This is a genomic window from Acidithiobacillus sp. AC3 (assembly GCF_050261095.1).
Taxonomy (GTDB): domain Bacteria; phylum Pseudomonadota; class Gammaproteobacteria; order Acidithiobacillales; family Acidithiobacillaceae; genus Igneacidithiobacillus; species Igneacidithiobacillus copahuensis.
Genome location: NZ_CP189838.1, coordinates 2,432,861 through 2,455,904 on the forward strand (window position 1 = coordinate 2,432,861; position 23,044 = coordinate 2,455,904).

Annotated in this window: 16 protein-coding genes and 2 pseudogenes; 9 read left to right on the forward strand and 9 right to left on the reverse strand. The window is 58.1% G+C overall.

The features are described 5' to 3' along the window. The first annotated feature begins 858 nt into the window (after positions 1-858). The 4 genes and pseudogenes from ACQAYK_RS12345 to ACQAYK_RS12360 all read left to right on the forward strand — a co-directional run bounded on the left by ACQAYK_RS12345 (position 859) and on the right by ACQAYK_RS12360 (position 4,839). Positions 859-2,175: pseudogene (locus ACQAYK_RS12345) on the forward strand (DDE-type integrase/transposase/recombinase). Continuing rightward, on the forward strand, positions 2,172-2,966 hold the full coding sequence (locus tag ACQAYK_RS12350; protein WP_483165128.1) for an ExeA family protein: 795 nt from the start codon (positions 2,172-2,174) through the stop codon (positions 2,964-2,966). Before ACQAYK_RS12345 ends, ACQAYK_RS12350 begins: the two are co-directional and overlap by 4 nt. Further along, positions 2,963-3,166, forward strand: a complete 204-nt coding sequence (locus ACQAYK_RS12355) for a hypothetical protein (RefSeq protein WP_483165127.1) — start codon at positions 2,963-2,965, stop codon at positions 3,164-3,166. The genes ACQAYK_RS12350 and ACQAYK_RS12355 overlap by 4 nt, the downstream gene beginning before the upstream one ends. Before the next feature lie 107 nt (positions 3,167-3,273). Further along, entirely contained in the window at positions 3,274-4,839 is a 1,566-nt protein-coding gene (locus ACQAYK_RS12360) for a DHA2 family efflux MFS transporter permease subunit (RefSeq protein ID WP_483165126.1), read from the forward strand. Here ACQAYK_RS12360 and ACQAYK_RS12365 read toward each other — a convergent pair. Next, positions 4,784-5,470 (reverse strand): ArsR/SmtB family transcription factor, encoded by a 687-nt coding sequence (locus ACQAYK_RS12365; RefSeq protein WP_483165125.1) that lies wholly within the window; start codon positions 5,468-5,470, stop codon positions 4,784-4,786. The two genes, ACQAYK_RS12360 and ACQAYK_RS12365, sit on opposite strands and share 56 nt — an antisense overlap. Before the next feature lie 263 nt (positions 5,471-5,733). Between ACQAYK_RS12365 and ACQAYK_RS12370 the strand changes: the two genes are divergently transcribed. The 4 genes from ACQAYK_RS12370 to ACQAYK_RS12385 all read left to right on the forward strand — a co-directional run bounded on the left by ACQAYK_RS12370 (position 5,734) and on the right by ACQAYK_RS12385 (position 8,739). Then, a complete protein-coding gene (locus ACQAYK_RS12370; protein WP_483168030.1) occupies positions 5,734-6,111 on the forward strand; it encodes a methylated-DNA--[protein]-cysteine S-methyltransferase in 378 nt (125 codons plus the stop codon). A gap of 136 nt (positions 6,112-6,247) precedes the next feature. Next, positions 6,248-7,069: a DNA-3-methyladenine glycosylase family protein gene (locus ACQAYK_RS12375; protein ID WP_483167652.1), complete on the forward strand. Its 822-nt coding sequence runs from the start codon at positions 6,248-6,250 to the stop codon at positions 7,067-7,069. Further along, complete coding sequence (locus tag ACQAYK_RS12380) at positions 7,066-7,983, forward strand: HesA/MoeB/ThiF family protein (RefSeq protein WP_483166638.1); 918 nt, start codon at positions 7,066-7,068, stop codon at positions 7,981-7,983. Before ACQAYK_RS12375 ends, ACQAYK_RS12380 begins: the two co-directional genes overlap by 4 nt. Before the next feature lie 117 nt (positions 7,984-8,100). Beyond that, positions 8,101-8,739 carry a thermostable hemolysin gene (locus ACQAYK_RS12385; RefSeq protein WP_483166637.1) on the forward strand — a complete coding sequence of 213 codons (639 nt, stop codon included), beginning with the start codon at positions 8,101-8,103 and terminating at the stop codon, positions 8,737-8,739. 178 nt (positions 8,740-8,917) lie between these two features. On the opposite strand, the gene istB is transcribed toward ACQAYK_RS12385, so the two are convergent. Both istB and istA read right to left on the reverse strand, forming a co-directional pair. Further along, a complete protein-coding gene (gene istB, locus ACQAYK_RS12390) occupies positions 8,918-9,649 on the reverse strand; it encodes an IS21-like element helper ATPase IstB (protein WP_483167653.1) in 732 nt (243 codons plus the stop codon). Beyond that, a complete protein-coding gene (istA, locus tag ACQAYK_RS12395; protein ID WP_483167654.1) occupies positions 9,639-11,123 on the reverse strand; it encodes an IS21 family transposase in 1,485 nt (494 codons plus the stop codon). The genes istB and istA overlap by 11 nt, the downstream gene beginning before the upstream one ends. Before the next feature lie 122 nt (positions 11,124-11,245). Here istA and ACQAYK_RS12400 point away from each other — a divergent pair. Further along, positions 11,246-11,908, forward strand: a pseudogene (locus ACQAYK_RS12400) (aldolase); the annotation flags it as partial. A gap of 115 nt (positions 11,909-12,023) precedes the next feature. Here the strand turns inward: ACQAYK_RS12400 and ACQAYK_RS12405 are convergent. The 6 genes from ACQAYK_RS12405 to hsdR all read right to left on the reverse strand — a co-directional run bounded on the left by ACQAYK_RS12405 (position 12,024) and on the right by hsdR (position 22,904). Beyond that, complete coding sequence (locus tag ACQAYK_RS12405) at positions 12,024-12,482, reverse strand: transposase domain-containing protein (protein ID WP_483166640.1); 459 nt, start codon at positions 12,480-12,482, stop codon at positions 12,024-12,026. A gap of 107 nt (positions 12,483-12,589) precedes the next feature. Then, positions 12,590-16,417 (reverse strand): anti-phage defense-associated sirtuin Dsr1, encoded by a 3,828-nt coding sequence (gene dsr1 / locus ACQAYK_RS12410; RefSeq protein ID WP_483167655.1) that lies wholly within the window; start codon positions 16,415-16,417, stop codon positions 12,590-12,592. Next, positions 16,418-17,557 carry a restriction endonuclease subunit S gene (locus ACQAYK_RS12415; protein WP_483167656.1) on the reverse strand — a complete coding sequence of 380 codons (1,140 nt, stop codon included), beginning with the start codon at positions 17,555-17,557 and terminating at the stop codon, positions 16,418-16,420. Then, positions 17,554-18,669 carry a PDDEXK nuclease domain-containing protein gene (locus tag ACQAYK_RS12420; protein WP_483166632.1) on the reverse strand — a complete coding sequence of 372 codons (1,116 nt, stop codon included), beginning with the start codon at positions 18,667-18,669 and terminating at the stop codon, positions 17,554-17,556. Before ACQAYK_RS12420 ends, ACQAYK_RS12415 begins: the two co-directional genes overlap by 4 nt. After that, positions 18,666-20,495: a class I SAM-dependent DNA methyltransferase gene (locus tag ACQAYK_RS12425; RefSeq protein WP_483166631.1), complete on the reverse strand. Its 1,830-nt coding sequence runs from the start codon at positions 20,493-20,495 to the stop codon at positions 18,666-18,668. Before ACQAYK_RS12425 ends, ACQAYK_RS12420 begins: the two co-directional genes overlap by 4 nt. A gap of 15 nt (positions 20,496-20,510) precedes the next feature. Further along, the gene (gene hsdR, locus ACQAYK_RS12430) at positions 20,511-22,904 is read right to left on the reverse strand and encodes an EcoAI/FtnUII family type I restriction enzme subunit R (protein WP_483168031.1); all 2,394 of its coding nucleotides are present in this window, start codon (positions 22,902-22,904) and stop codon (positions 20,511-20,513) included. Between the last annotated feature and the right edge of the window lie 140 nt (positions 22,905-23,044).

The window sequence follows — 23,044 nt, forward strand, 5'->3', positions numbered from 1 at the left end:
CCCCGTTGTTACGTCTTTCGTTATTTGGGATTCAGCGGAGAGATTTATCCCACGGTCCGTTGGATAGGTTGGGAGAACGGGTTCCTGGATAGAGTGGGACAGGTAGGGGATAGGAAGGGCAGATTCCCCTCGGGTATGGTAGGAAGCTTTCGAGACTTTCCAACCTGCTCAACCTGACGGAGGACCTGCCCTTGAAACGCATCGTAGCCGGTATTTTGTCCCTGCAACAACATCGGGAGACCCTTGAGCAAGATCCGGAACGATATCGCCCAGAGTGTTGCCCTCATTGTGGGTTCGGCCACCCTTGGCATCATGGCCACTATGAGCGCAAGGCAGACCGTTCCCCTGGGGCGCCGGAAAACCCCATCTGGATCCCTCGTTTTTATTGCGCCCCCACTGCCATCATACCTGCTCCCGTCTGCCTTCCTGTGTAGCACCACGGCGCTGGTATTCCTGGGCAGTTCAGCAGTGCGTCTTGCTGTACCTGTGGCTGTGCTTTTCCCTTTCTTTCACCAAGCTCCGCCTTGGACCGAGCCGAGACACCTGTCGCCGCTGGTTGCGCTGGCTGCAGAACCGGCATGCCGTTTGGCAATTCCACTTGTGCACCAATCATCCGGACTGGGGCCGTACTCCTGAATGGCCCCAGTTCTGGTCGCGGGTCTTGGAAGAACACCCCCTCTCGGAACTCGCGGCTTGGCTCGATCACTGCGGCGTGACCGTCCCCTGATCTTTGGCTCTCTGATCCTGGCGAAACGGAGGAAATCTCGCCCACCAGCCGAACCCACACACTTTGCTATCTACTCAAGGGCTGGGCGTTCTGTTGGCATGGGGCTTCGTTTTGCCCTATGAGGAATTGCCATGACCCAACCCATCGACCCGTTGGCCCTGTTCCGCCTTTCGGTGCTCGGCCCCTTGTTGCACCGCTCTCTGCATCGGGGAGAGCTCCAACGCCTGATCCAGGAGTTGGCCGAGCGCCGCTACGAGATTCCTGGCTCCCGCCGGACCCATCTCAGCGCCAAGACCATCGCCGCCTGGTTTTACGCCTACCGTGACCACGGGATCGATGGCCTGACGCCGCACCCCCGTCGGGACCGCGGCCAATCTCAGATTGCCGCCGAGGTTCAGGAACAGATCCTGGTGCTCAAGCGGGAGAATCCTCGCCGGTCTCTGGGGCAGATTCGTTATCTCCTGGAGGCCAGCGGCCAGATCGCCCGGGGTACCGTCTCCCGATCGGCCATCCACCGCCTGTTGCAACATCATGGCCTGTCCCGGCCCGGCACCCAGGAGCCCGAGGAAAGGCGCAGCTTCGTCGCCAGTCATGCCGGGGACCTTTGGTATGGCGATGTGATGCATGGTCCCCGGATCTCCCTCCATGGGAAGCAGCGCAAGGTCTACCTGGTTTCCCTCATGGATGATGCCTCCCGGCTCCTCACCCACAGCGCCTTCTGTCTGGGCGAGACGGCCCTCGATATCGAAGGCGTCCTCCAGCAGGCCCTGCTCAAGCGCGGCATCCCTCGGAAACTGGTGGTGGATAACGGCGCCGCCTACCGCTCTGGCTCCTTGCAGGGCATCTGTGTTCGCCTGGGCATCGCGTTGATCTACTGCCGCCCCTATGCGCCCAAAGGCAAGGGCAAACTCGAGCGCTGGCACCGCACCTTCCGTGACCAGTTCCTCAGCGAACTGGATCTACGCGCCATTCGCGGTCTCGACGACCTCAACGCCCGGCTCTGGGCCTGGCTGGAACAGGTCTATCACCAACGACCCCATGGCGGACTGGCCGGATTGTCGCCGTTGCGGCGCTACCAGCAGGACCTGCCCCATATCCGCAGTCTGGGCATCCAGGCCACCCGCATCGATGACCTCTTCCACCATCGCCTCTCCCGCAAGTAGCGCAAGGATGGCACGGTATCCTATCTGGGCCGCCGCTTCGAAGTGCCTTTTGCCCTGGCGGGCAAGTCCGTGACCCTCGTCGTCGATCCCCACACCGGGCAAGCCCTGCGGGTGGAGAATGATGCGGGCGAGGATCTCGGGCAGGCAACTCCCCTGGACCTGGAAGCGAATCTTCATCGTCCCCGCCACAAGCCCAGCCCCACGACGAGCGCTCCCGAAAACACCAGCGGCAGCCTGGTCGAAATCGCCCATCGCCAGTATTACGGAAAGGAGGATGGACGATGATTCTCCAGCACTTCGGCCTGAAGCATCTGCCCCTGGGCAAAGAGTCCCCGGAACTCTGGGACGATGGCGGCCTGTCCAGCCTGCGCGAATCCTTCCAGTGGCTCTTGCACACCCCCGGCATAGGCCTGTTCACCGGCGACCCTGGCGTGGGCAAGACGGCCACCCTGCGCCTGCTCACCGAGCCACTCAATCCCCATCGCTACCGCATCATCTATCAGTCCGATACCGACTTTGGCCGAGTCGATATCTACCGCGCCCTGGGCCGCGCCTTGGGCGTCGAGCCCCACTACCGCCGCGCCCATCTCTGGAAGGATCTCAAAGAGCGCATCCAGGACCTGGTCGAGAACAAGCAGGTCCTGCCGGTCTGGATCCTGGACGAAGCCCAGAATCTGCCCCCGGACTTCTTCCGGGACTTCCCGGCCTTCCTCAACTTCGCCTTCGACTCCCGGGACCTGCTGACCGTCTGGCTGGTAGGCCACCCCAGCCTCGCCCAGACCCTCGATCGCGTTCCCTATGCCGCCCTGGCCAGTAGAATCCGCGTTCGCTACCACCTGCGCCCGGTCCTCGAACGAGAGCGCTTCGCCGCCTTGATCTCCCACGCCTTCAAATCCGCCGGCTGCCAGCATACCCTGCTGTCCGACTCCGGCCTGGAGCTGCTCCACCAGGCATCGAAGGGCTGTCCCCGGCAGGCCGGCAACATCCTCCATACCGCCCTGCGTCTGGCCGTACCCAAGGGACTCAACCATCTGCCCGATGATCTGCTGCAGGCGGCTATCGAGGCCTTGCGATGAAAGCCCATGAACCAGCGGATGAGGCCGACGCGCTGCTGGAGGACTGGACGCTGCTGTTCCCGCCGGATCCCTCCGATGAAGCGGCGGCGGCCCTGAGTCAGTTCGTCACCGCACTGGCCAGCCTGGTGGAGAGTCGTTATGGGCGGCAAATAAGCCACCACCGGCACTGCAGCCCGCAAGCGCAGAAAGAGCCCTTCTGAGGGTAACCACCCCGCGCGGGAGAGCCATCACTGTCCCGCACGAGGAGAAGGGAGTTTGTTCACTAACAAATGAAACATCGACCCAATGTGGTTGCTAGCATGTGGGCATGTCAACAAATGTTCCTCCAGCAAACAGCGACACCGTAGCGCAGGCCCCATCGGCTTCTGCGCATCATCGATTTTGGCTCAGCGTGGCACTGTTGGCCGCCACCGTCATGCAGGTGCTGGACATCACCATCGTCAGCGTGGCTCTGCCCTATATGGCGGGGGGTCTCTCTGCCAACACCACCCAGATCAGCTGGGTAGTGACCAGTTACCTGGTCGCGGCAGCCATTTCAACCCCAATGACCGGATACCTGGCGGCGCGATTGGGGCGCCGGCAATTGCTATTAGGCAGTCTCGGCGGATTCGTTGTGGTTTCCGCGCTTTGTGGAGTCAGTCAGGACCTGGCGGAAATCGTTTCCCTGCGTTTACTCCAGGGTTTGGTTGGGGCACCTCTTCCTTCTCTGGCACAGGCCATGCTGATAGATGCCTATCCCCAGGAAATGCGCGGACGGATCACAGCGCGCTGGAGCCTTGCCGTTGTGGCGGGTCCGATTCTGGGACCAGTGATCGGCGGTATCCTCGTTGTCCATCTGGGCTGGCGTTGGGTGTTTTACGTGAACCTGCCCGCTGGCTTGCTGGCCTGGATACTGGCCTATCTTTTCAGTAACCCATCCCCCGCAACCGGGAAACGCCCTATTGATCTGTCAGGTTTCGCTGGCATGGTGATCGGCCTAGGTGCCCTACAGGTAGTGCTGGACCAAGGCAATACGATGGGCTGGTTCAGTTCGCAACGGATCGTGATTCTGACCATTCTAGCCGTGTTGACGCTCGGCTTTTTTCTCTGGCGGGCACTGACTCGTGGCGACAGCATCGTTCATCTGCGTTTGCTGGGGAATCGAGATTTTGGGATCGCCTCCCTGGCATCGGTCACCTTTGGCGCTGGTTTCTATGGCATTGTGACCTATCAACCGATATTTCTGGAACACCTTCTCGGCTATCCGCCGGAAACGGCGGGATGGATTTCAGCAGCCCGCGGGATTACAGCAATGCTGGGGATGCTGCTGACCGGACGCATCATCCATCGCACAGGGCCTTTGGTCTGGGGGGTAACAGGGTGCATGGTGAGTGCCGTCGGAGGATATGCCATGACCGGGTATGATCTGCACATTGGGTTATGGGCTGCAGTATGGCCCGGTGTCCTTCAAGGGATTGGTTTGGGAATGGCTTTTACTGCCATCGCCACGCTTGCCTTTCGCTCTCTCCCCAAAACCGCAACTGCAGATGCCGCTGGACTCTTCGGCGTGATGCGAGTATTGGGCGGTGCCATTGGTGTTTCCCTGATGTCAACGCTGTTGAGCCATTGCACACAAAACGCCTGGAATCATCTGGGAGGATTTGTGACTTCCTTCAATCCTGCTCTCCGTGCTTATCTCGGTGCCCTCCCAACGTCATCGCTTCCAGCACAGTTCACATTGCTTCAGCAATTTCTGCTGCGGCATGCGGAAATGCAGGCTTATCTCAACGGATTCTACGCGCTTGCGGCGATATTTCTGCTCAGTAGCGGAATTTTGCTCATCGCAGTTCGATTCCGAGCTGGCGCCACAACTCGGTCTGACCAACGTGTGTAATGCGCAAAGCCCGACGATGCGAACTGCTACGGGTCAACCATCCAGCATCAAGAAAAATTTCCAGCATGGCCGCACCTAGCATACCTCCGAGGTGGTAACGCCGTTCACTCCAGTCCAGACATTTACGGGCAACTGCCCGCCGGCACCGGGGATCGGGCTGAAGATCTACACCGAAATCGCTGAACCAGCTTGCGCCTGATGTCGTGACCTTATAGTCGCGCTCGTTTTCGATAAGGTATCCCTTCCGGACCAGAGCGTCCGTCATGGCAACACCAAGCTGCCCGGCCACGTGATCATAGCAGGACCGAGCTTTTTGAAGGGGCTGGGCAGGTTTCGGATACGGGGAAGATCTCGCAGATCGGGCCAGCGGCATGAGGGCTTCGATCGCCTGCGCCACCTCCGGACTGGCCAGCCGGTAGTACCGATGTCTTCCTGACGTCACCATGGCCAGAAAGCCTCCGGAAACCAATTTTTTGAGATGCGCGGTCGCTGCCTGGGGAGACAGTCCAGCAAAGCGGGCCAATTCACCGGCTGGTCGAGACTGGCCGTGCATGAGTGCAAGCAGAATCTCTGCTCTGGCGGGAACAGCCATCAGCACCGCCACAGAAGCGACGTCCGGATCTTCAATCATATTTCCACCGCTCATGAAACATTTAGCCGGTCGCTAGCATACCATTCACCCATCGCAGGTGACGAGGCATCTCCATGCAGACCCAAACATTAGTACCGAAGAGTTTGTATCACACTGTACTGGAAACCCCTTTCGGGAAACTGTACGTCGCATATGCCGAAAAATATCTTTGTCTACTCTCCGGCGACGAACTGACATTACTCCTGGATATCTATCGGCTCTATGGCAGATTTCCGGCCAGAAACGATGCTATGAGCGCACGGATGATCGCCGACATACTCACATCTGTACTGGGAGATAGGGCTTATCGCGGTCCACTCTTGTTCCCGTCCCATACGCCATTCCAGCGGCAAGTTTTAAAGAAGTTGCAGGAAATTCCGAGAGGAGAAGTGCGCAGTTACGGATGGTTGGCGAAGAGACTGGAACACCCACGCGCCAGTCGAGCCGTCGGGAACGCCTTGGCCTGGAATCCTTTCCCTTTCGTTATTCCCTGTCATCGGGTCATCCGTGCAGATGGCCGCCTGGGGAAATATTCCGGTGGTGGCGACAACATGAAGGCCAGACTGCTGGCGTATGAGGGCGTTTCCATTGGACAGGGGAAAGACGGCACTTGGAGAGTACAGGAAGGCCAAGGTGGCTGACCATATGACAGGAAATCACGTCACTCTCCCGCTGCCCGTGGATCCGCCTTACAGCTTCCGCTGGGCGATGGAGTATCTACGGAGTTCTCCCTCCACCATTCTCGAAAAAGCGGATCCCAATGTAGGTTTACAGCGGGTGCTGCGTCTGGACGGAATTCCAGTTCGCCTAGTATTGCGTAGCGAGTCAGAAGATGTCGAACACCCGGCACTTTTCGTGGAAATACGAAGTGACCGGAAAATTTCCCGGGTCATTCGCGATGCCGGACTGAATTGGGCAAGAAACACGCTGAATCTTGACCAAAATCCGCGCGATTTCCTCGCGCTCGGAAAACAGGATGCACCCCTGCGTCTACTTCAGGAGCGGTTCCGTGGCATGCGCCCTGTACGCATAGCATCCCCATATGAATCTCTCATCTGGGCCATTATCGGTCAGCAGGTTCATGTTGCGTTCGCGCGCCGTCTCAAATGCCGCTTTCTGGAACACTACGGGGATCAGATACTTATGGGTGATCAGCTATATCCCGTATTCCCAGAGCCAGCGCAGGTTATCCGTGCCGGTCAGCAGGAGTTGGCAGCGTTGCAGTTCAGCCGCCAGAAATCGGGATACATCGCCGCCGTTTCCTCAGCCGTGGTCGACGATCGGCTCAATTTTGATGCAATCCGCGCTCTGCCACCGGAGCAGGCGATCAGTCATCTTATGCAATTCCGGGGAGTGGGTCGGTGGACCGCGGAGTATGTCCTGATGCGTGGGTTGGGATATCCAGACTGCATACCTGCAGCCGATATAGGGCTACGGAAGGTGGCTGGAGATCTCTATGGGCTAGGGCGAACGGCAACAGAAAAGGAGGTGCGTGACATCACGGAACAGTTCCATGGGTGGAGAAGTTGGATCGCGTTTTATTGGTGGATGACGTTACAGCAAACAGCAAATCCGCAAGATAGGAGGGTCATGTTATGAGTGATATCAAAGTGAAAAAGCTAGAAGGAATTTACAACGATGAGATATATTGGCAACGCGTAAACCGAAGCCAGGCGTGGCTAGGAAACAGTGAAAAAGAGCAACATGCAGCACAGAAGGCGATTTCCAAATCGACGGTAGGGGTGGCGGGCTGTGGGGGTATTGGTGGAGCCATAGCCATGCGACTAGCAAGGCTTGGTGTCCGTCATATCAAGGTCGCTGATCCAGATACCTTTGACTGGACGAATCTCAATCGTCAGTTTGGGTCGAGCAGAGAGACTGTAGGCCAGAACAAAGCCGAGGTGGTTGGTCATCTGGTGCATGAACTGGCAGGTGATGTGACCGTCGAAATCTTTACAGGGGGCATCACGGAAGAGTCTGCGGCCCAGTTTGTCGATGGTTGTGATTTGATTCTAGACCAAATGGATTTTTATCTGCTTCGCGAGAGATACGCCCTCCATCAAGAATTCCGCAAATTGCGGCATGCTAAGGCGATCATATCGGCCTGGTGCATAGGATGGGGTAGTTCGATGCTGAAATATACCCATGACAGCATGCCGATTGAAGAATATTTTGGGGTTGATAAAAGTGCGGAAATAACCCCAGAGGTAATTAAAATCCTGCTTCAGAAATTTATGCCAGAAAAACCACGATTCCCGGGAATGGATGTTCTCTATGACTGGTTCATCAACAGAAAAACGGTGCCACTTTTTGCTGGTACTCCACCGGTAGCTGAGGCGCTGGCAATACAGCGGGCAGCACTCATCCTGACAGATATGGAACGGGAACCTTATGCAACCTACCTGCCGCCAGCACCAGCCTATTACATGTACGATGCATCTACCTTAGAAGGCCACATGATCAATCCGTTGCCATTTATACAAGATAATTTTACAGGTGCTCTACACGCTTAAATAAGGGCCTTAAACCTGCCGATCTGCCCCATAGGCACACGCTTCTCTGCGCCACGATTGCCTTCTATTGTAGGACAATCGTGGCAGGTTGGTTGACAGTTATTATAAGGAGTAAAAATGGATCATACGATCGACAGGTGGTCATATTCCATTGAGAAAGACGGGGATATGGTTGTTGATATAGCAAGATCAAATGGTGACATAGATGAAGCCATGGATTTTTGCGGAAAAATGTACCACTCCAGCTATGGCACCAGATGGGCGGTCGCGCCGGATGTACTATTTGTTGCCAGGAAAAATGGTAGGATTGTAGGTACTGGTGGCCTTGAAATTGGGAGGCAGCACATCCATATCGGGGCCGAAAAGTATTTTCATCTTTCACCAAGGATGATGGACTTTATTAGTAAAAATCGGCAGCATATTGCTGAATTTGGCAGGTTTTCATCATCACACAGGACGGCGGGGCAAGCTATTTTCAGCTCTGCCATCGACTACCTTGAGAAAAATGCGTTCACTTATCTTTTTGCTTGGGCAAACCCCTCAATATATTCCCATGTGGCTTCGCGGATTGGGGTTCCTTTCTGGGTAGTCGATGTGCCTGTAAACAAGGAAGCAGTCTACAACGACAGAGATTGGATAAATCCGCCAGTTGGTTTTTTTATCCGTGAAAAACCACCGACTCTTCTCATAAGTATCCTTCCATTCTGGGACTTCGTGCAAAATGGCTTACAGAATAAAACCAGATATATGGTTTAGCAATGATGGTCTTCCAGTGTCTGGGGTCTGATGGATTCTGCGTGGTTGATCCACCGGATCCACCAACCTGAGAATCATGAAGTTGCGTAATTTGTTCCTATCAATTTACGGGAGATATGATTATGTGTCAATCAGCGTCGAAATTTGAACAGGTGTCAGCGTCCAATTTTGAACGGTTTCAGAGGGGGAGAGAGCGGCGCTGTTTGTAGCGGTAGGAGTCGTTCCCTGTCTCGATGATGTCGCAGTGGTGGGTGAGGCGATCGAGCATGGCGGTGGTCATCTTGGCGTCGCCGAAGACCTGGACCCATTCCCCGAAGGAGAGGTTCGTGGTGACGATCAGCGCGGTGTGCTCGTAGAGCTTGCTGATCAGGTGAAAGAGCAAGGCGCCACCGGATTCGGAGAAGGGTAAGTAGCCCAGCTCATCGAGGACGACGAGGTTCATGTTCAGCAGGGTTTTGACCAGGCGGCCACTCTGGCCACGGGTCTTTTCCTGCTCCAATTGATTGACCAGATCGACGACGTTGAACCAGCGCACACGATGGCCCTGGTAGATGGCAGCGTGTCCGAGAGCCAGTGCGAGATGGGTTTTCCCGGTCCCAGTACCACCGACGAAGATGATGTTGTGGGCGGCGCCCAGATTGTGGCCCTCGGCAAGTCGCTGTAGCGCCTTCTGGTCCACGGGACTCTCGGTAAAGTCGAAGTCTTCCAGGCCGCGCTGGGCGGGGAAACGTGCGGTACGCATCTGGTAGAGGAGGCTACGATTGGCACGCTCCTGGCGCTCGGCGGCGATGAGTTGCCCCAACCACGTCTCGGGATCCTGAGGTAGGCGCTGGTCCATCCAATCCTCCACCGCCAGGGCCATGCCATAGAGATGCAGAGCACGCAGGGATTGCAGCAGCTCAGTGGACATAGGCATTCCCCCGCAGCAAGTCGTAGCGGGCACAGTCCGCACGGGGCTCATCCTGCAAACGCAGAGCCTCCGGCGTACACACCGGGGCCGGGGGCAGCGGATTCGCCAAACGATGCATGAGGTTCAGTACCACCGCGGCATTCACGGCACCCTGCTCCAGGGCCATGGCGCAGGCGGTTTCCAGATTGTCGATGCCGTATTCCCGTGCCATCAGGAGTACGGTGACGAACTCCCGATCCCCCAAGGGCTTGCTTTGCAGCCGTTGACGCACTGAGGTGATGGCGCGAGGCAGCTCCTGGAAGGGGCGCCCGTTGCGCAGGGCACCGGGCTTGCGCTCCAGGACATCCAGGTAGTGGATGACATCCGTGAAGACCTGGCCGCGCCCCATATGCCGCCGATGGCTGGCCACCGCCTGGCCTTCGTGCAGGACCAGGATACGGTCCACATAGCGGCGTACCTGCAGGTACTGGCCCGCGTATTGGGCCGGCACGCTGTACTGGTTCCGATCCACCGTCACCAGGCAGGTCTTGGACACCCGCGCCCGCACCTCGACGTATCCATCGAAGGTTGCCCGAAAGGCGCGCAGGGAGGACTGCTCCTCCTGGAAGACTTCCCAGATGCTGCGGTCCTTCTGCTCGGGGTGAGCCTCGCTCTGCGCGCGTTCCACGCACTGTTGCCAGAGCCAGGCATTGAGCTGATCGATGTCATCGAAGCGCGGCGTGGGGGTGAAGAACCACTTGCGCAGCGTATCCACCTGGTTCTCGACCTGCCCCTTCTCCCAGCCGGCCGCCACCGTGCAGGCGGTGGGGTCGATGAGATAGTGGTTCATCATCGCCAGGAACCGGGGATTGAACTCCCGATCTTGTCCCTCAACGAGCTTGCGGTAGACCACGTCGACAATGGTCTTGGGGTTGTCGTAAATCCCCCGCTCGGGCACCCCGCCAAAGGCGGCAAAGACCATTTCCTGGGTCTCCCTGGGATAGGCCCGAACGAAAGGCATCCGGCTATGGGTGAGCCGAAATTGCGCCACCTTCACGGTGTGCGTTACGCCGCCCAAAACGACCGTCTCGGTGCTCCAGTCGAACTGATAGGCCTCGCCAGGGCGAAAGACTAGAGGGATATAGGCCTTCTGCACGCCCGGATGCTCAACGACCTTCCAGTGCTTCACCCAGCGCTGGACGCTATCGTAGGCCCCGGTATAGCCCTCCTTGCGCAGATCCTCAAAGAGTCGGCGCGCCGTCCGACGCTGCTTGCGGGGCAGATGCGATTCGGTCTCCACCCACTTCTGCAGAATGGCCTCATGAGGCCCGAGTTGGGGCTTCGCCGAGGACCGGCGGGTGTACTTGGGGACATCTCCATCGTGGTGCAGGTACTTGTAGACCGTGTTCCGCGACAAGCGAAACTGCCGGGCTATCTCGCTGATGGACTTCTTCTTAACGTGGTACAGCAGGCGAATCTTGGCAATCGTTTCCATGCAAAGCACTCCAGGTACCTCCCGGGCCAAATCCCGAGAGGGTAGCAGGTGTTCAGTTTTCGACGCTGATTCCTACCTGCACCTGTTCACTTTTGCACGCTGATTAACATGCCCAGGGTCATGACTCTGGATTAGCAGGGCAGATAACCGCGCGTAACGGCGATACCGACAGTTATTGGACCCAGGCAATGGGATTAGGGTTTGATGAAATAACTTCGTCTAACCTGATTCGCGTTAACGCAGATCTAGAAGTGCTTGAAGGAAATGGAATGGCTAACCCAGCGAATCGGTTCCATTCCTGGATTTACCGGACCCGGCCAGACGTGCAGTGCATTATTCACACCCATGCGCCAAATATCTCGGCGTTGTCGCTTCTGGAGCAGCCGCTTTGCATCGCGCACATGGATAGCTGCATGCTGTATGAAGATGTTGGATTTCTGGCCCATTGGCCAGGTGTCCCAGCAGGAAACGAGGAAGGAGCGCTGATCTCAGAGGCTCTGGGCTCCAGGCGGGCAGTGCTTCTAGCTCATCATGGCTTGGTGGTGGCCGGGCGCACGGTTCAGGAGGCCTGTGTTATGGCGGTTCAGATGGAGCGCACCGCCCGCCTGCAGCTCATGGCACTCTCTGCAGGAACTATCCATGAAATTGACCCAGCCCACGCACGGGAGGCGCACGACTGGATTCTCCAGCCTGCTCGAAGCGATGCTGGATTCTCATATTTGGCCCGACAGATGCTAAAACAGATCCAACCTCCTCAACCGCAGAAAGAGCCCTTCTGGCGGTAATCTCCATGCACGGGGTAGCCATCTGCTGTCCCGTGCTTCTCCTGGAGCGTGTGCTCCCGAAATAACTGTGGGACGCCCCTGCCGTTTCAACCTCAAATAGATCGGGACACGGCACTTAATTTATGCGGGACGTAACACCACGTGCCGAAGCAGGATAACCAAAGTACTCTGCATTGGCTGCTTCGTCCGGCATATCAAGGGTGGAGCCATCGATCGCCATGAGTCGGAGCCCTTGATACCAGACCCCGGCCATCCCCGCGGGAGCATGCGGTCGTACTTGCTCTTGGTACAGAGACTGAAGAGGACCCACGCCCACCCGAGCTCGCGCCTGAGAAATGGCCCCCTTGCTCACGGTGTTCTGCGTCAGCTTTGCATCCCCCAGTAGCGGCCGTAGCCCCTCCAGTACCAGTTGCAACACTTCCTCGTAGGCCACGTTGGCATAGAGCACCATCGCGAGAACAAAATACACCAGAACCTCGTGGGGGAGTCCTCGTCGCCGCTGGCTCTCTACGCCTTGTTGCGACAAGATTTCCCGCACTTTTCCAAGTGGGCAGCGCAGGGCGAGATACCCCACACCGTCAGATAGTCCGCCAGGCGAGCCCCAGCCGGGAATTACGCCTTCGTTCGTGCCATAGCCATCCCCCCCCCAAAAAGCCTAGGAGAATCATGACACAAAATTATCTATCTAAACAGTATTGAGTTTAAGACTCTCTGGTAAGTTGCACTATTGGTAATCGATGGGCTGGCTTGTTCGATCTGGTTCAGACACTGACCTAACGTTTGAAGAAGCCAACGCTGTTCGGAAATTACTTTGCTTAACAGTTGCAATGCCTCAGCAGGAAATCGGCTGCATAATCCTGACTCCGACAATACGGGAATAACGATGGAAAATTCACTGGTTGGCATCAGCCAGTCTCCTAACACTGAAAGTGCATTTGGGAATTCATTTCTAGCAGCAATGCACAGCAAGGCGAAATGTTCAGCGATGCGAGGTGTAATGCGCTCTCTGGATTTAGGCCAAATTTTTTGCAAAAAAGGTTGGGTACGGTTTTTCCAATACGCCTCACATTGTTCAGCCGCACCCTTTAGCGCCTGGTTTAGCGCCTGCGCGGATTCCTCTAGGCCCTCTTGTGGAAGAGCACCAATCGCAGTTCGGAACTCCTCCACGGAGTATCCCTCGGTCGGGCCCAATGCTGCGTAAGTCAGGAAGGTCGCAAATTGCTGGCGGTGCTCGCCAAGATCAGCATAGTGGTTTGCACAGTCCAGAAACTGTGACTTGAAGGCTGTCAGCAACGGCTGGTACAAGCGCGGTGACCAGAGGAAACCTTCCCACGCGGCCTTCGCTTCGACGGGATTGCTCCAGTCAAACAAGGGTAAAAGGTGCTGTTCGGTCCAAGGGCGATCCACACGGAAAAATGCGATCAGACGCGAACCCATCAGCACCCGACCGTGGCGGAATCGATCTACCTGCACGTCGCACAGTGTGGTGAAGATGGGCTTCAATTCAGCAGGAAGCAGATCGTTGTCGTTCGGGTTCTGCTTGAACCACAGGTTGATCAGTGCCTGCGTGGCGTGCCCGATGGGATGATTGATCGCCGAGCCGACAGGGTCGTAGGTCTCGACACCGTTTCGAATAATGCGATAACCTGAGCCTGCTTCTAGCGGCAAGTCCAGAACACGGCGGCACAGGTTCAGCAGGATGTCCTCATGGCGGCTAATAGCCTTGGAGGTTGCCTCCATCCACCAAGTCACGGCGTGATCAATTTCAAGCAGCACAGCATCCGGCATGGTCTGTACCAGTGGTGCGGCGTACCGCCAAGATCGCAACACCATCCCTTCTTCGGCCCAAGTCTGCAGAGCTTCGCGCCACCGGCCCGCAGGCCACAAACCATATTGTGCAAGATCACGTAACGCGGACAGACTGTGAAAAAAGCGCGTGCGGCAAACATCACGCCAGGTGTCTTCGTAGAAAGGCCGCCGCTCGGGCATCGGCTTTCTGAGCCATTGCACCAGTTCCTGCCGCTTGCGGGGTGCAATGTCGACGTCCCGACTGCCCTCGTAGTCCGGGTCGCCGGTGCCACTCATCCAGTGGGAGAACTCGTCACGCTCGTTGGGCGCCAACTGCCATTGCGGGTAGGCAGTGGAAATTTCCGCTAAGCGTGCCGCCGCAGATGCTCCCAAAACGAGGCCCGATGTGTTGAGCTTGGCCAGATGCAGCCAAACCGAGTGATCAACCAAGTCTTGCCACCGCTCCGGTTCTATATCATCCCGGTACATCTTGCGCGGTGGGCCAGCCAAGATGGCAGCCTCCAAGCGCTCCTGAGCACCCCCTGCCAACTGCTGCCCCTGCAGAACAAAGAGCCTGAACACTTCCCGCCCCGTATCTGTGGACCATAGCCACCAAGCGTCTTCGATCAGCAGCCAATCCACCCATTGCTCAGGCGGGATGCAACCATCCTGACTTGCGGCAAACAGGGCCAGACGTTTAAAGGTGGGGTAAGGCAACTCAAACCATGCTTGGGCGGTGCGTGTGGCGCGTGCGCTTTCGTTCATGCGAACTGCCAGCCAGGCATCGCGCAGCAATTCGATCATGCTCACCCAGTCGCGAAAGCCCCGGTTCTGCCAGTGCGGCGTGATGGAGGGTAGATCCCAATGCGAGCGGTCACTACGGTCGTCGGCCTCGCCCAGCTCCTGCAACAGGTCCAGTGCATCACGCAATAGCTGTTGAAAATCTTCCAGCAGGTGCGGCAAAGCAGATTTCCATGGCTCATCGGTAAGGTCGCGCAGGGCCGAATGCACATGATCGGCGGCCAGCACGAGTTCCCAGTCAACCATTTGCTTGATTTTTGTGGGCTCGTCGATACTACTCGAGTCGTCGTCGCTCCGGCGAAACGTCTTCTTCAAAACCACCTTGGGGGCAAGCAGCTCGCGTAACTCCAGACGCAATGTGGTGGTCAATCCCTCGCGCTTCAGACGACCTTGCCAGCGATACAGATCGGGGTCACGCCATGGTGATTTCACCCGGCCACTGAGCAGCAGATGCCACAAGGTACGCATCAAGGGGCCGGGAATCGCCTTGGGAGCGTGCAAGAGAATTTCATCCCGCTCGGAGGTCTTGCCATCACGTTCCAGCGCTGCAAAGCGATCCAGCTCGTGTTCAATCAGCCAAGGCCAACGGTCGTGCATTTGCCCGCCGCGTTCTGCAATCCAGATAATCAGCCTGGGATCATCCAGATGGCGAACCAGCCAGTGGGCCAGATGGAACATCACGTCATCCCACTGGCTACCACTGATGCCTCCAGAAGCCAGTAGCATCGGCGGGGCGCGGTCATAGGGCGCTGGTCGACGAATCAGGCTGAATCGAAGTTTGGTGTCTACCTCTACGTGAGGCGGCACATGGAAGCGCGGCAGATCGCTGTGCTGAAAGCGATCATCCGAGAATGCTTCCAACAGCCAGTCCAGTGGCGGGGCGGGATTGAAGTCTGCAAAGCGCTTTGCCGGTAAACCTGATTTATCTGACAAGGCCCACAGCATCCGGCCAACGAAATCGTCCTGCCGCGTGCTGTCCTGTGGACGAGCCAGAGCATGTTTGACGACGATCGCTTCTTTGCCCTGCACGCCGTCACGATATGTATCTGCCCAAGCGTGCAAAGTCTGGTGCAGCGCTGAATGGTCGTTGGTGTCTGCTGGTACGGTGTAAAGAATGGGGGTGACGCCCTTGGCCTCCCACTCGATGGTTTTCCGGTGTTCCTGCCCCGGTTCACAATCACCCAATGCCCAGGCCTGTGGCGTGATCTCGCCCAGCATCCGGTCGGCTGCCAGCGCATCCATCATGTAGCGCAGTACCGGGTCGTTGATGCTGTAGCCCACGAAGCAGACCACGTAGTTACGGAACAACTCGCTCACGAAGCGAGCCGCCCAGCGTTCGGTAAGGTAGGCCAAGCCAAAGTCGCCGCTGGTGACCACCAGCCGGTTCAGGGCGGTATCGTCCGACTTTTCAGGCAGCAGGCCATGCAGGTAGACCAGTCCGTCCCAGCGGCTGTTCTTGGGGATGGGCAGCATCGGGGCGGCGTAGGCTTGGAAGGCTTGGTCCGTGCGTTTGGCTGCCACATGAAAGATGCGGTCAAAGTTGGTAGTGACCAACCGAACTGCGCCCTCGCGGCTACGCGCCAGGCGCAATAGCGCCGTCTGCGTATCAGTGGCGCCCTTGCGACGGCGCTTTGGTTTCAGGGCTTGTGCCAGTGCGCGGCGGACGGCCAGACGCTGCCCCGGCAAGCGCCGTTCGAGTAAATCCAGTGTGGCGTCGAACTGCCCGCGCTCGAAGGCCTCGCGCTCAATGTCCGAAAGTGTCGTGCCGTTCAGCCGGTAGATCTCGTCCACCAAGCCCTTGAAGCCCGGCAGGCCTGCGGGATAGGAAATGCCCGCACCACAGAAAAACACCACGCGGCCTTCCTCGTGCGCCTGCAAGAGCGCATCCGGAATGTCAGGGCCGTCGGTGATGAATTGCACTCACTGGCTCCCGGCGAACACCCGCTCCAGCGTCGCGGGCAGCAGGGCGGCGTTGGCTTCGCGGATGGCGGTGTGTTTGGCCTTGAGTGGTGTCTGTCGCTTCAAAATTTCGACGATTCGCAGTTGATCGTCGAAATGCGGCATCGGCAGTTCGATGTTCAGAAATTGCTCAGGACGGGTGCGCTCCCGTCTAGCACCTACGCCCCGCGTCGCATCTTGGAGTTGTGACCAAAACCACTCCGTCCGTACCAATTCCCCGAAATATTCATCGCTGGCAAGGCCCGGCTTGCACCGGAAAGTACGGTACTCCGGGGATACGAACCAGCCTTCGAGGTCTTCCGGGCAACGGGCAATCGCGCCCTCCCATCCCTTGACCTGACTGAGCACGATGGCCCCTGCATAAAGACGGTTGAATGCCTTGTAGGAAGTTTCCGTGCCGCCGATGGCCGCCTTCGAAAACAGGCCGCCACCGAACCCCCGGACGCCAACCTGCGGGTAACTTCCGGCAGGCGTCACGGCTTCGGAAAACTCCCTGAGTTCCAGTACATCGCTGAGTTGCACACGCCTCTCGGCCGCCAGCTTTTGGTGCAGGCTCAACAGCAGCGATGATGAAGTGCGCTCGACGGCATCCAGATGCGCTTCGACCTGCCGGGTTTTCTCGGCTAGTGCGTCGAGGCGGGCGACAAGGACTTGTTGTTCGGTCAGCGGGGGAAGCGGAATGGTGTAAGCCAACACGTCCGCAGGCCGAATTGCAGCGTAGTTTGTTGACCCTTGTGCCTCAACCTGTTTTCTGAATCGTTCGGTACGGCAATAGTGATCGAGATACCGCGCGTCGAGGCACGATTCATCGATTTCAAAAAGGAAGTAGTGGCTGCTGACTACCGCGCCATCGAGTTCTGCGGGAACCAGCCCGAAGCCACCCACCTTTGCGTCAATTTCAGCAACCAAAAAATCTCCGGTCCGGCACACCTGCTGTTTTTTGGTTTTGATATCAGCGCCAGATACGTTGTCGCGCAGCAAGACCCCCTTGGCGTGAAGTTGAACACGACATCGCTTGTAATGCTGGGTGTCATCAATCGTGATGAATTCCTTGCGATGCTGCAAAACGGCCACTAGAGGAACAACGGGCCAGGCCTTCATACGCTGCCCCCCGCATCGCCACCACGCCCGATCCTTCGCGCTTCCAGCTCACGCCGCGTTTTCTCCAACTCGTCGGCCAGCAGTTTTTCATCCGGCAGCGCCGTCCGGTATTCAGCCGTCAACACCTTGTTGGATAACCCCTCCAGCGTGTAGTGGGCTTCGTTGCTGCCTTGGCTTGAACACAGAATCAGTCCGATGGGCGGGTTCTCGCCGGGCTTCATCCAGTGCTGGCGGGCGTAGTTCAAATACATGTGCATTTGCCCCGCGTCGGCGTAACTGAATTGGCCTACCTTGAGGTCGATGACCAGCAGGCACTTCAGGCTGCGATGAAAGAACAGCAGGTCGATACGAAACCAGCTATCGTCCAGCCGCAGGCGACGCTGGCGGCCCAGAAAGGCGAAGTCGTCGCCCAGTTCCAGCAGGAAGTCGGCCAGGTGCTGGATCAGCGCGTCCTCAAGATCGGATTCGGAGTACTCATCCTTGAGGTTGAGGAACTCCAGTACGAAGGGGTCCTTGATGGCCTGCTCGGGTGTGATAGCGTCGCCGGGCTCGGCCAGTTCGCCTTTTTCGAGCATCGCTGCCTTGTTGTGTGACAGCGCAATGCGTTCGTAAAACTGGCTGTTCACCTGCCGGTCGAGCTGGCGCACCGACCAGCCGCAACGCAGCGTTTCGGTCTCATAAAAGGCGCGGGCCTGCGGGTTTTTGACCGAAAGCAGGCGCACGTAGGCCGACCAAGGCAGCGGAAAGGCTTGGGCCAGGGCTGACAGATCCGGAAATTTGGCAGACGGTGTCTGCCAAATCTTTTCAGGCGGCCAAGCCAGGTAGAACAGGCGCATTTGCTGCAAATTGCGCCTGCTGAACCCTGAGCCAAAACGGGCAGACAGATCTGAAGCAAGGCGCAGTAGCAAAGCCTCGCCGTATTCGGCGCGCTCTTGCCCGCCCTGTTCAAACTCGACAATGCGCCGCCCAATTTCCCAATAGCTGGCCGTCATCAGCGCATTGACGCTACGTGCGGCAGCGCGGCGGGCCGATTCCAGCAGGGCGACAATGTCGGTGTGAACGGTGGCGTAGTCGGCCTGATCCTGCAGGGCTAGCGTGCTGCGATCGGTCATGTCTGCACCTCGGCGACCAAGGCTTCGATTTCGCCCAACAGACGAATGACTTCGGCTTCGTGGCTGCGCATTGAGGCGATCAGGTCTTTCGGGTCGGCATGTTCCAGCCCGGCTTTGGCATTGGGGTTCTTGAGGTCCAAGTTGAAAATCGGCCAGTACAGTGCATCGCCTTCAGACTGCGCCGATTTGGCTGCCTGCTCATGGGCCAATTGCTCGCCCTTGAGCGCCTTCAGGCGGTCTTGCAGCTCAATCTTCTGGCCGTTAGCGGCGGCCTGGATGGCCTGCTCCAGCTCACGAATAGGCTTGCCCAGCGCGATGGCGGCATTGCGTTCGCTTTCCGCCCGTTGCCAGTGCGGCGTGGCGGCCTCAACGGCGGCAGCGCGCTTGGCGGCAAAGTCCACCTTCCATGCCTGCGGACCTTCCTCGCGGGCGTTCCACCACGCCAGGGCGGGGGCGAACTCCTCAAACTGCAGGGGCGCCGTCTTGCTGTACTTCTTGCGCCCTTCCGGCAGCGGCAGTTCGTAGTACCAGATGGTGTCGGTGGGGCCACCACGTTCAAAGAACAGCAGGTTGGCCGGGATGTCGGTGTAAGGCGCAAACACGCCTTGCGGCAGGCGCACGATGGTGTGGAGCTTGAACTCCTTGAGCATCTCCTCCTTGATGATGGCGCACACGCCGTCGCCAAACAGGGTGCCATTGGGCACGACCACGGCGGCACGGCCACCGCGTGCGGCAGGTTTGCCGCCGGGTACGGGTGCACCCGCCACGCGCAGCTTGCGCATGATGTGCTGCAGAAACAGCAACGCGGTTTCCGCCGTCTGCATGTTGGGTGGGAAGTTGGCCTTGATACCGGCCTCTTCCTCGCCGCCGAAGGGCGGGTTGGTGAGGATGACATCCACACGCTCGCCATGACCGATCTCGTTGATCCGGCGATCCAGCGTGTTGCCGTAGGCGATTTGCGGGGCTTCCAGCCCGTGCAGCAGCAGATTCATCTGCGCCAGCATGTAGGGCAGCGGCTTGGCTTCCTGGCCATAAAGGGTGTCGCGTTGCAGGCTGCGCCGCTGATCGGGCGTGCTCACCTGCGGGGCGATGTGGTCGTAGGCTTCGACCAGAAAGCCGCCCGTGCCGCAGGCAGGGTCGAGCACCGTTTCGCCCAGACGAGGGTCGGTAACCTGCACCATGAAGCGAACCACCGGACGCGGGGTGTAGAACTCGCCCGCGTCGCCTGCCGCGTCGCGCATTTCGCGCAGCATGGATTCATACAGGTGCGAGAGTGTGTGAATTTCTTCGCTGGCCGAGAAGTGAATGCCGTTGATCTTGTTGACGATGTCGCGCAGCAAGTAGCCGCTGACCATGCGGTTTTGTATGCCTTTGAACACATTGGCGATGACTTCGCGTTGGCTGCCTTTCTCGCCTTCGCCCGCCAGACTGCGCAGATAAGCGAACAGACCTTTGCCGGTGCTGCCGTCAGCACGCACGGTGAATTCCTGGCTGATGAAAGCGAGCAGTTCGTCGCCGGTAATGCCGTCTTCGCGAGACGCCCAGTCGCGCCAGCGATAGGGAGACTCGATGATGGGCTGATAGCGCTTGCCATCCAGTTCGGCCTCTTCCTCGTGGACGATTTCTAGGTCGTCGAGAAACTTGAGGAACATCACCCAGGTGAGCAGCGGCAGGCGATCCACATCACCATTGAGTCCTTTGTCCTTGCGAAGAATCTTGCGCGCGGTGCCGATCAGCGCAGACAGGTTTTCTCGCGTGGTGAGTGGCGCTTTTGCTTTGCGTGGCGCGCGGGTTTTCTTTTCGGCGGTTGTAGTGGCTTTGGCCATCGGATCGGGTTCTCGTTATTGGTACAGCGCCGTCTGCAACCGGGATACAGCGTCTTTCATGCCACGCACGCCGCCGAAGTGGCGGGTGGCGATTTCGGAAGGACTGCCGTAACGGTCGAAGGGTTTCACCTTCATCAGCTCGGACAGCGCGTTGAATTGCAAAATGCCGCGCTCGACATAACGGTCGAGCAACAGCGACAGAATTTCGCGGGCGGTATCGCCGTGTTGGGCGAACAGGTCTTGAGCCTGACGCTTGGCGGCTTCCGCGCGTTGACGGCGGGTCAGCAGCGGCGCATTCCAGCCCAGATGGCACAGCAGGTCGAACGGGTCGACATCGGGCTGCTCACTGCTGGCAGCCAGTTCTTCGAAGCTGATGCCGCGTTCGGTCAGTTCGCGCAGTACCTCGGCGCGGGTGTCGGGACTGACCCATGCCGATTGTAGCGCATCGCGCGTCGGGTAGAGGGTACGCACGGCGCGGCCAGAATATTCGGTATATTTGACCACCTGCAGCTTCTTGCCGTCGGTATCAAGGTCGTAAATCAGGTGGCCGATCACTTCGACCTCGCCCCCGTCGATGTAAAACTTGCGGGGCTCTTCCGGCGGCTCCGTGATGATTTCGACTTTGCCGCGGGAGTCATCGTCATGTTCCGACTCGACTGCGTAATCGCCTTCGGCATCCTCCACGGTAGTAATTTCGTCTGCGATGGTGGAGACGACGTCGCCAAACTCATCAACGGTTACCTCCTCGATGCGGGCTGGATCACCATCGAAATCCGCGTCCGCAAAGTGGCGCGTAGCGGTGCCAGTAAAGTCGATGATATTGAAGTATTCTTTGCCGTAGTCCACATTCAACCGCGTGCCACGCCCGATGATCTGCTTGAATTCGGCGCGGGAACCTACAACTCGTGCCAGCACTACGTTTTTGACCATTTCGGCATCAACTCCGGTGGTCAGCAGCTGGGAAGTGGTCAGGATGACCGGCGTGGGTTTGTCCACGTCCTGGAAATGCGACAGATGAGTGATGCCAATGGCCCCTTCATCGGCGGTGACCCGACAGACATAGTCGGGGTACTGCTGGATCAGATCGCTGTTGAGGTTAAGTAATTCTTGGCGCATCTCGGCGGCGTGTTCTTGATCGACGCAAAACACCAGTGTCTTGGCGAGGCGATCGGTGCCTTTTAGGAGGTCGGTTAGGTGTCGCGCCATGGCTCGGGTGCGTGACCGCAGCGCAACGATGCGTTCAAAATCCTTGGTCTGATATTCGTCGTCCGGCACTTCGCGACCATAGCGGTCCAACTCGTCCTTGCTGGGCCGCCAGCCTGCGGCATCCACGGTGGTGATAACGCGGTGGACACGATACGGCGCCAAGAAGCCGTCTTCGATGCCTTGGCGCAAGCTATAGGTATAGACCGGGTTACCGAAGTATTCGTAGCTGTCGCGGGATTCCTCGCGCAGTGGTGTGGCGGTCATGCCAAACTGCACGGCAGGTTGGAAATAATCCAGTATCGCACGCCAGGCGCTCTCCTCCCGGCTGGAGCCACGATGGCATTCGTCGATAATGATCAGGTCAAAAAAATCCGGTCGATATTGGCGAAACACATCCGTGCTCGAGGTGGTCAGCGCCTGATAAATGCCGAAGTACATATCCCGGCTCTGGCTGATGTCACTGCCAGCGATCTTGTGCCGCGCGTCACCAAAGGGCGCGAACATCTTGGCCATCGGGTCATCGACCAGAATGTTGCGGTCGGCCAGGAACAGGATCTTGGGACGACGATGCTCGCCGGTACGGTTCCAGCGGCTGTTCCACAATTTCCAGCAGATCTGGAAGGCCACACAAGTCTTGCCGGTGCCGGTGGCCAGCGTGGCAAGGATGCGCTTTTGTCCCAAGAGAATGGCTTCAATGACGCGATGAATCGCGATCTGTTGGTAATAGCGCGGCACTTTGCCTGAAACGAGGTTGAATGGCTCGAGCAGATAGGAGGACGCGTCCTGTGGTAACTGCGTGGCGGCCGACAGCCGCGCGAACAGTTCATCTGGTGTGGCGTAGCGATCCACCTCACGCTCCGTGCCGGAGATGTAATCGATTTCGATGATGCAGTGGCCGTTGGTCGCGTAGGCAAACTTGAGGCCAAGGATTTCCGCATACTCGCGTGCCTGCTGTACGCCGGTTTCTGCGGGCAGCCCAACTTCCTTGGCTTCGACCACTGCCAAGGGATAGTCCCGACGGTAGTACAGCAGATAGTCGGCGCGCTTCTGTTTGCCACGGCGGACCTTGCCGCCCGCCACGATGATGCGGCCATTGGTGAAGCTGCGCTGCTCACCGATCGCGTATGGGGCTGATCCCCAGCCGGCCTCGACCAAACGGGGGGTGACGAATTCACGGCAGGTATCTGCCTCTGTCAGCACCATTTCTCGCAATGCTCGGGCTCCTTTGACTTTGTCGGAAAGTCTAGCAGTTCAATGGGAGCAGCAACAGTCAATATGCCCAACATGCCCGATTCTTGTTGACACCGCGCCAGCTATCCATGGGAAACATCGGATGGTTGGGG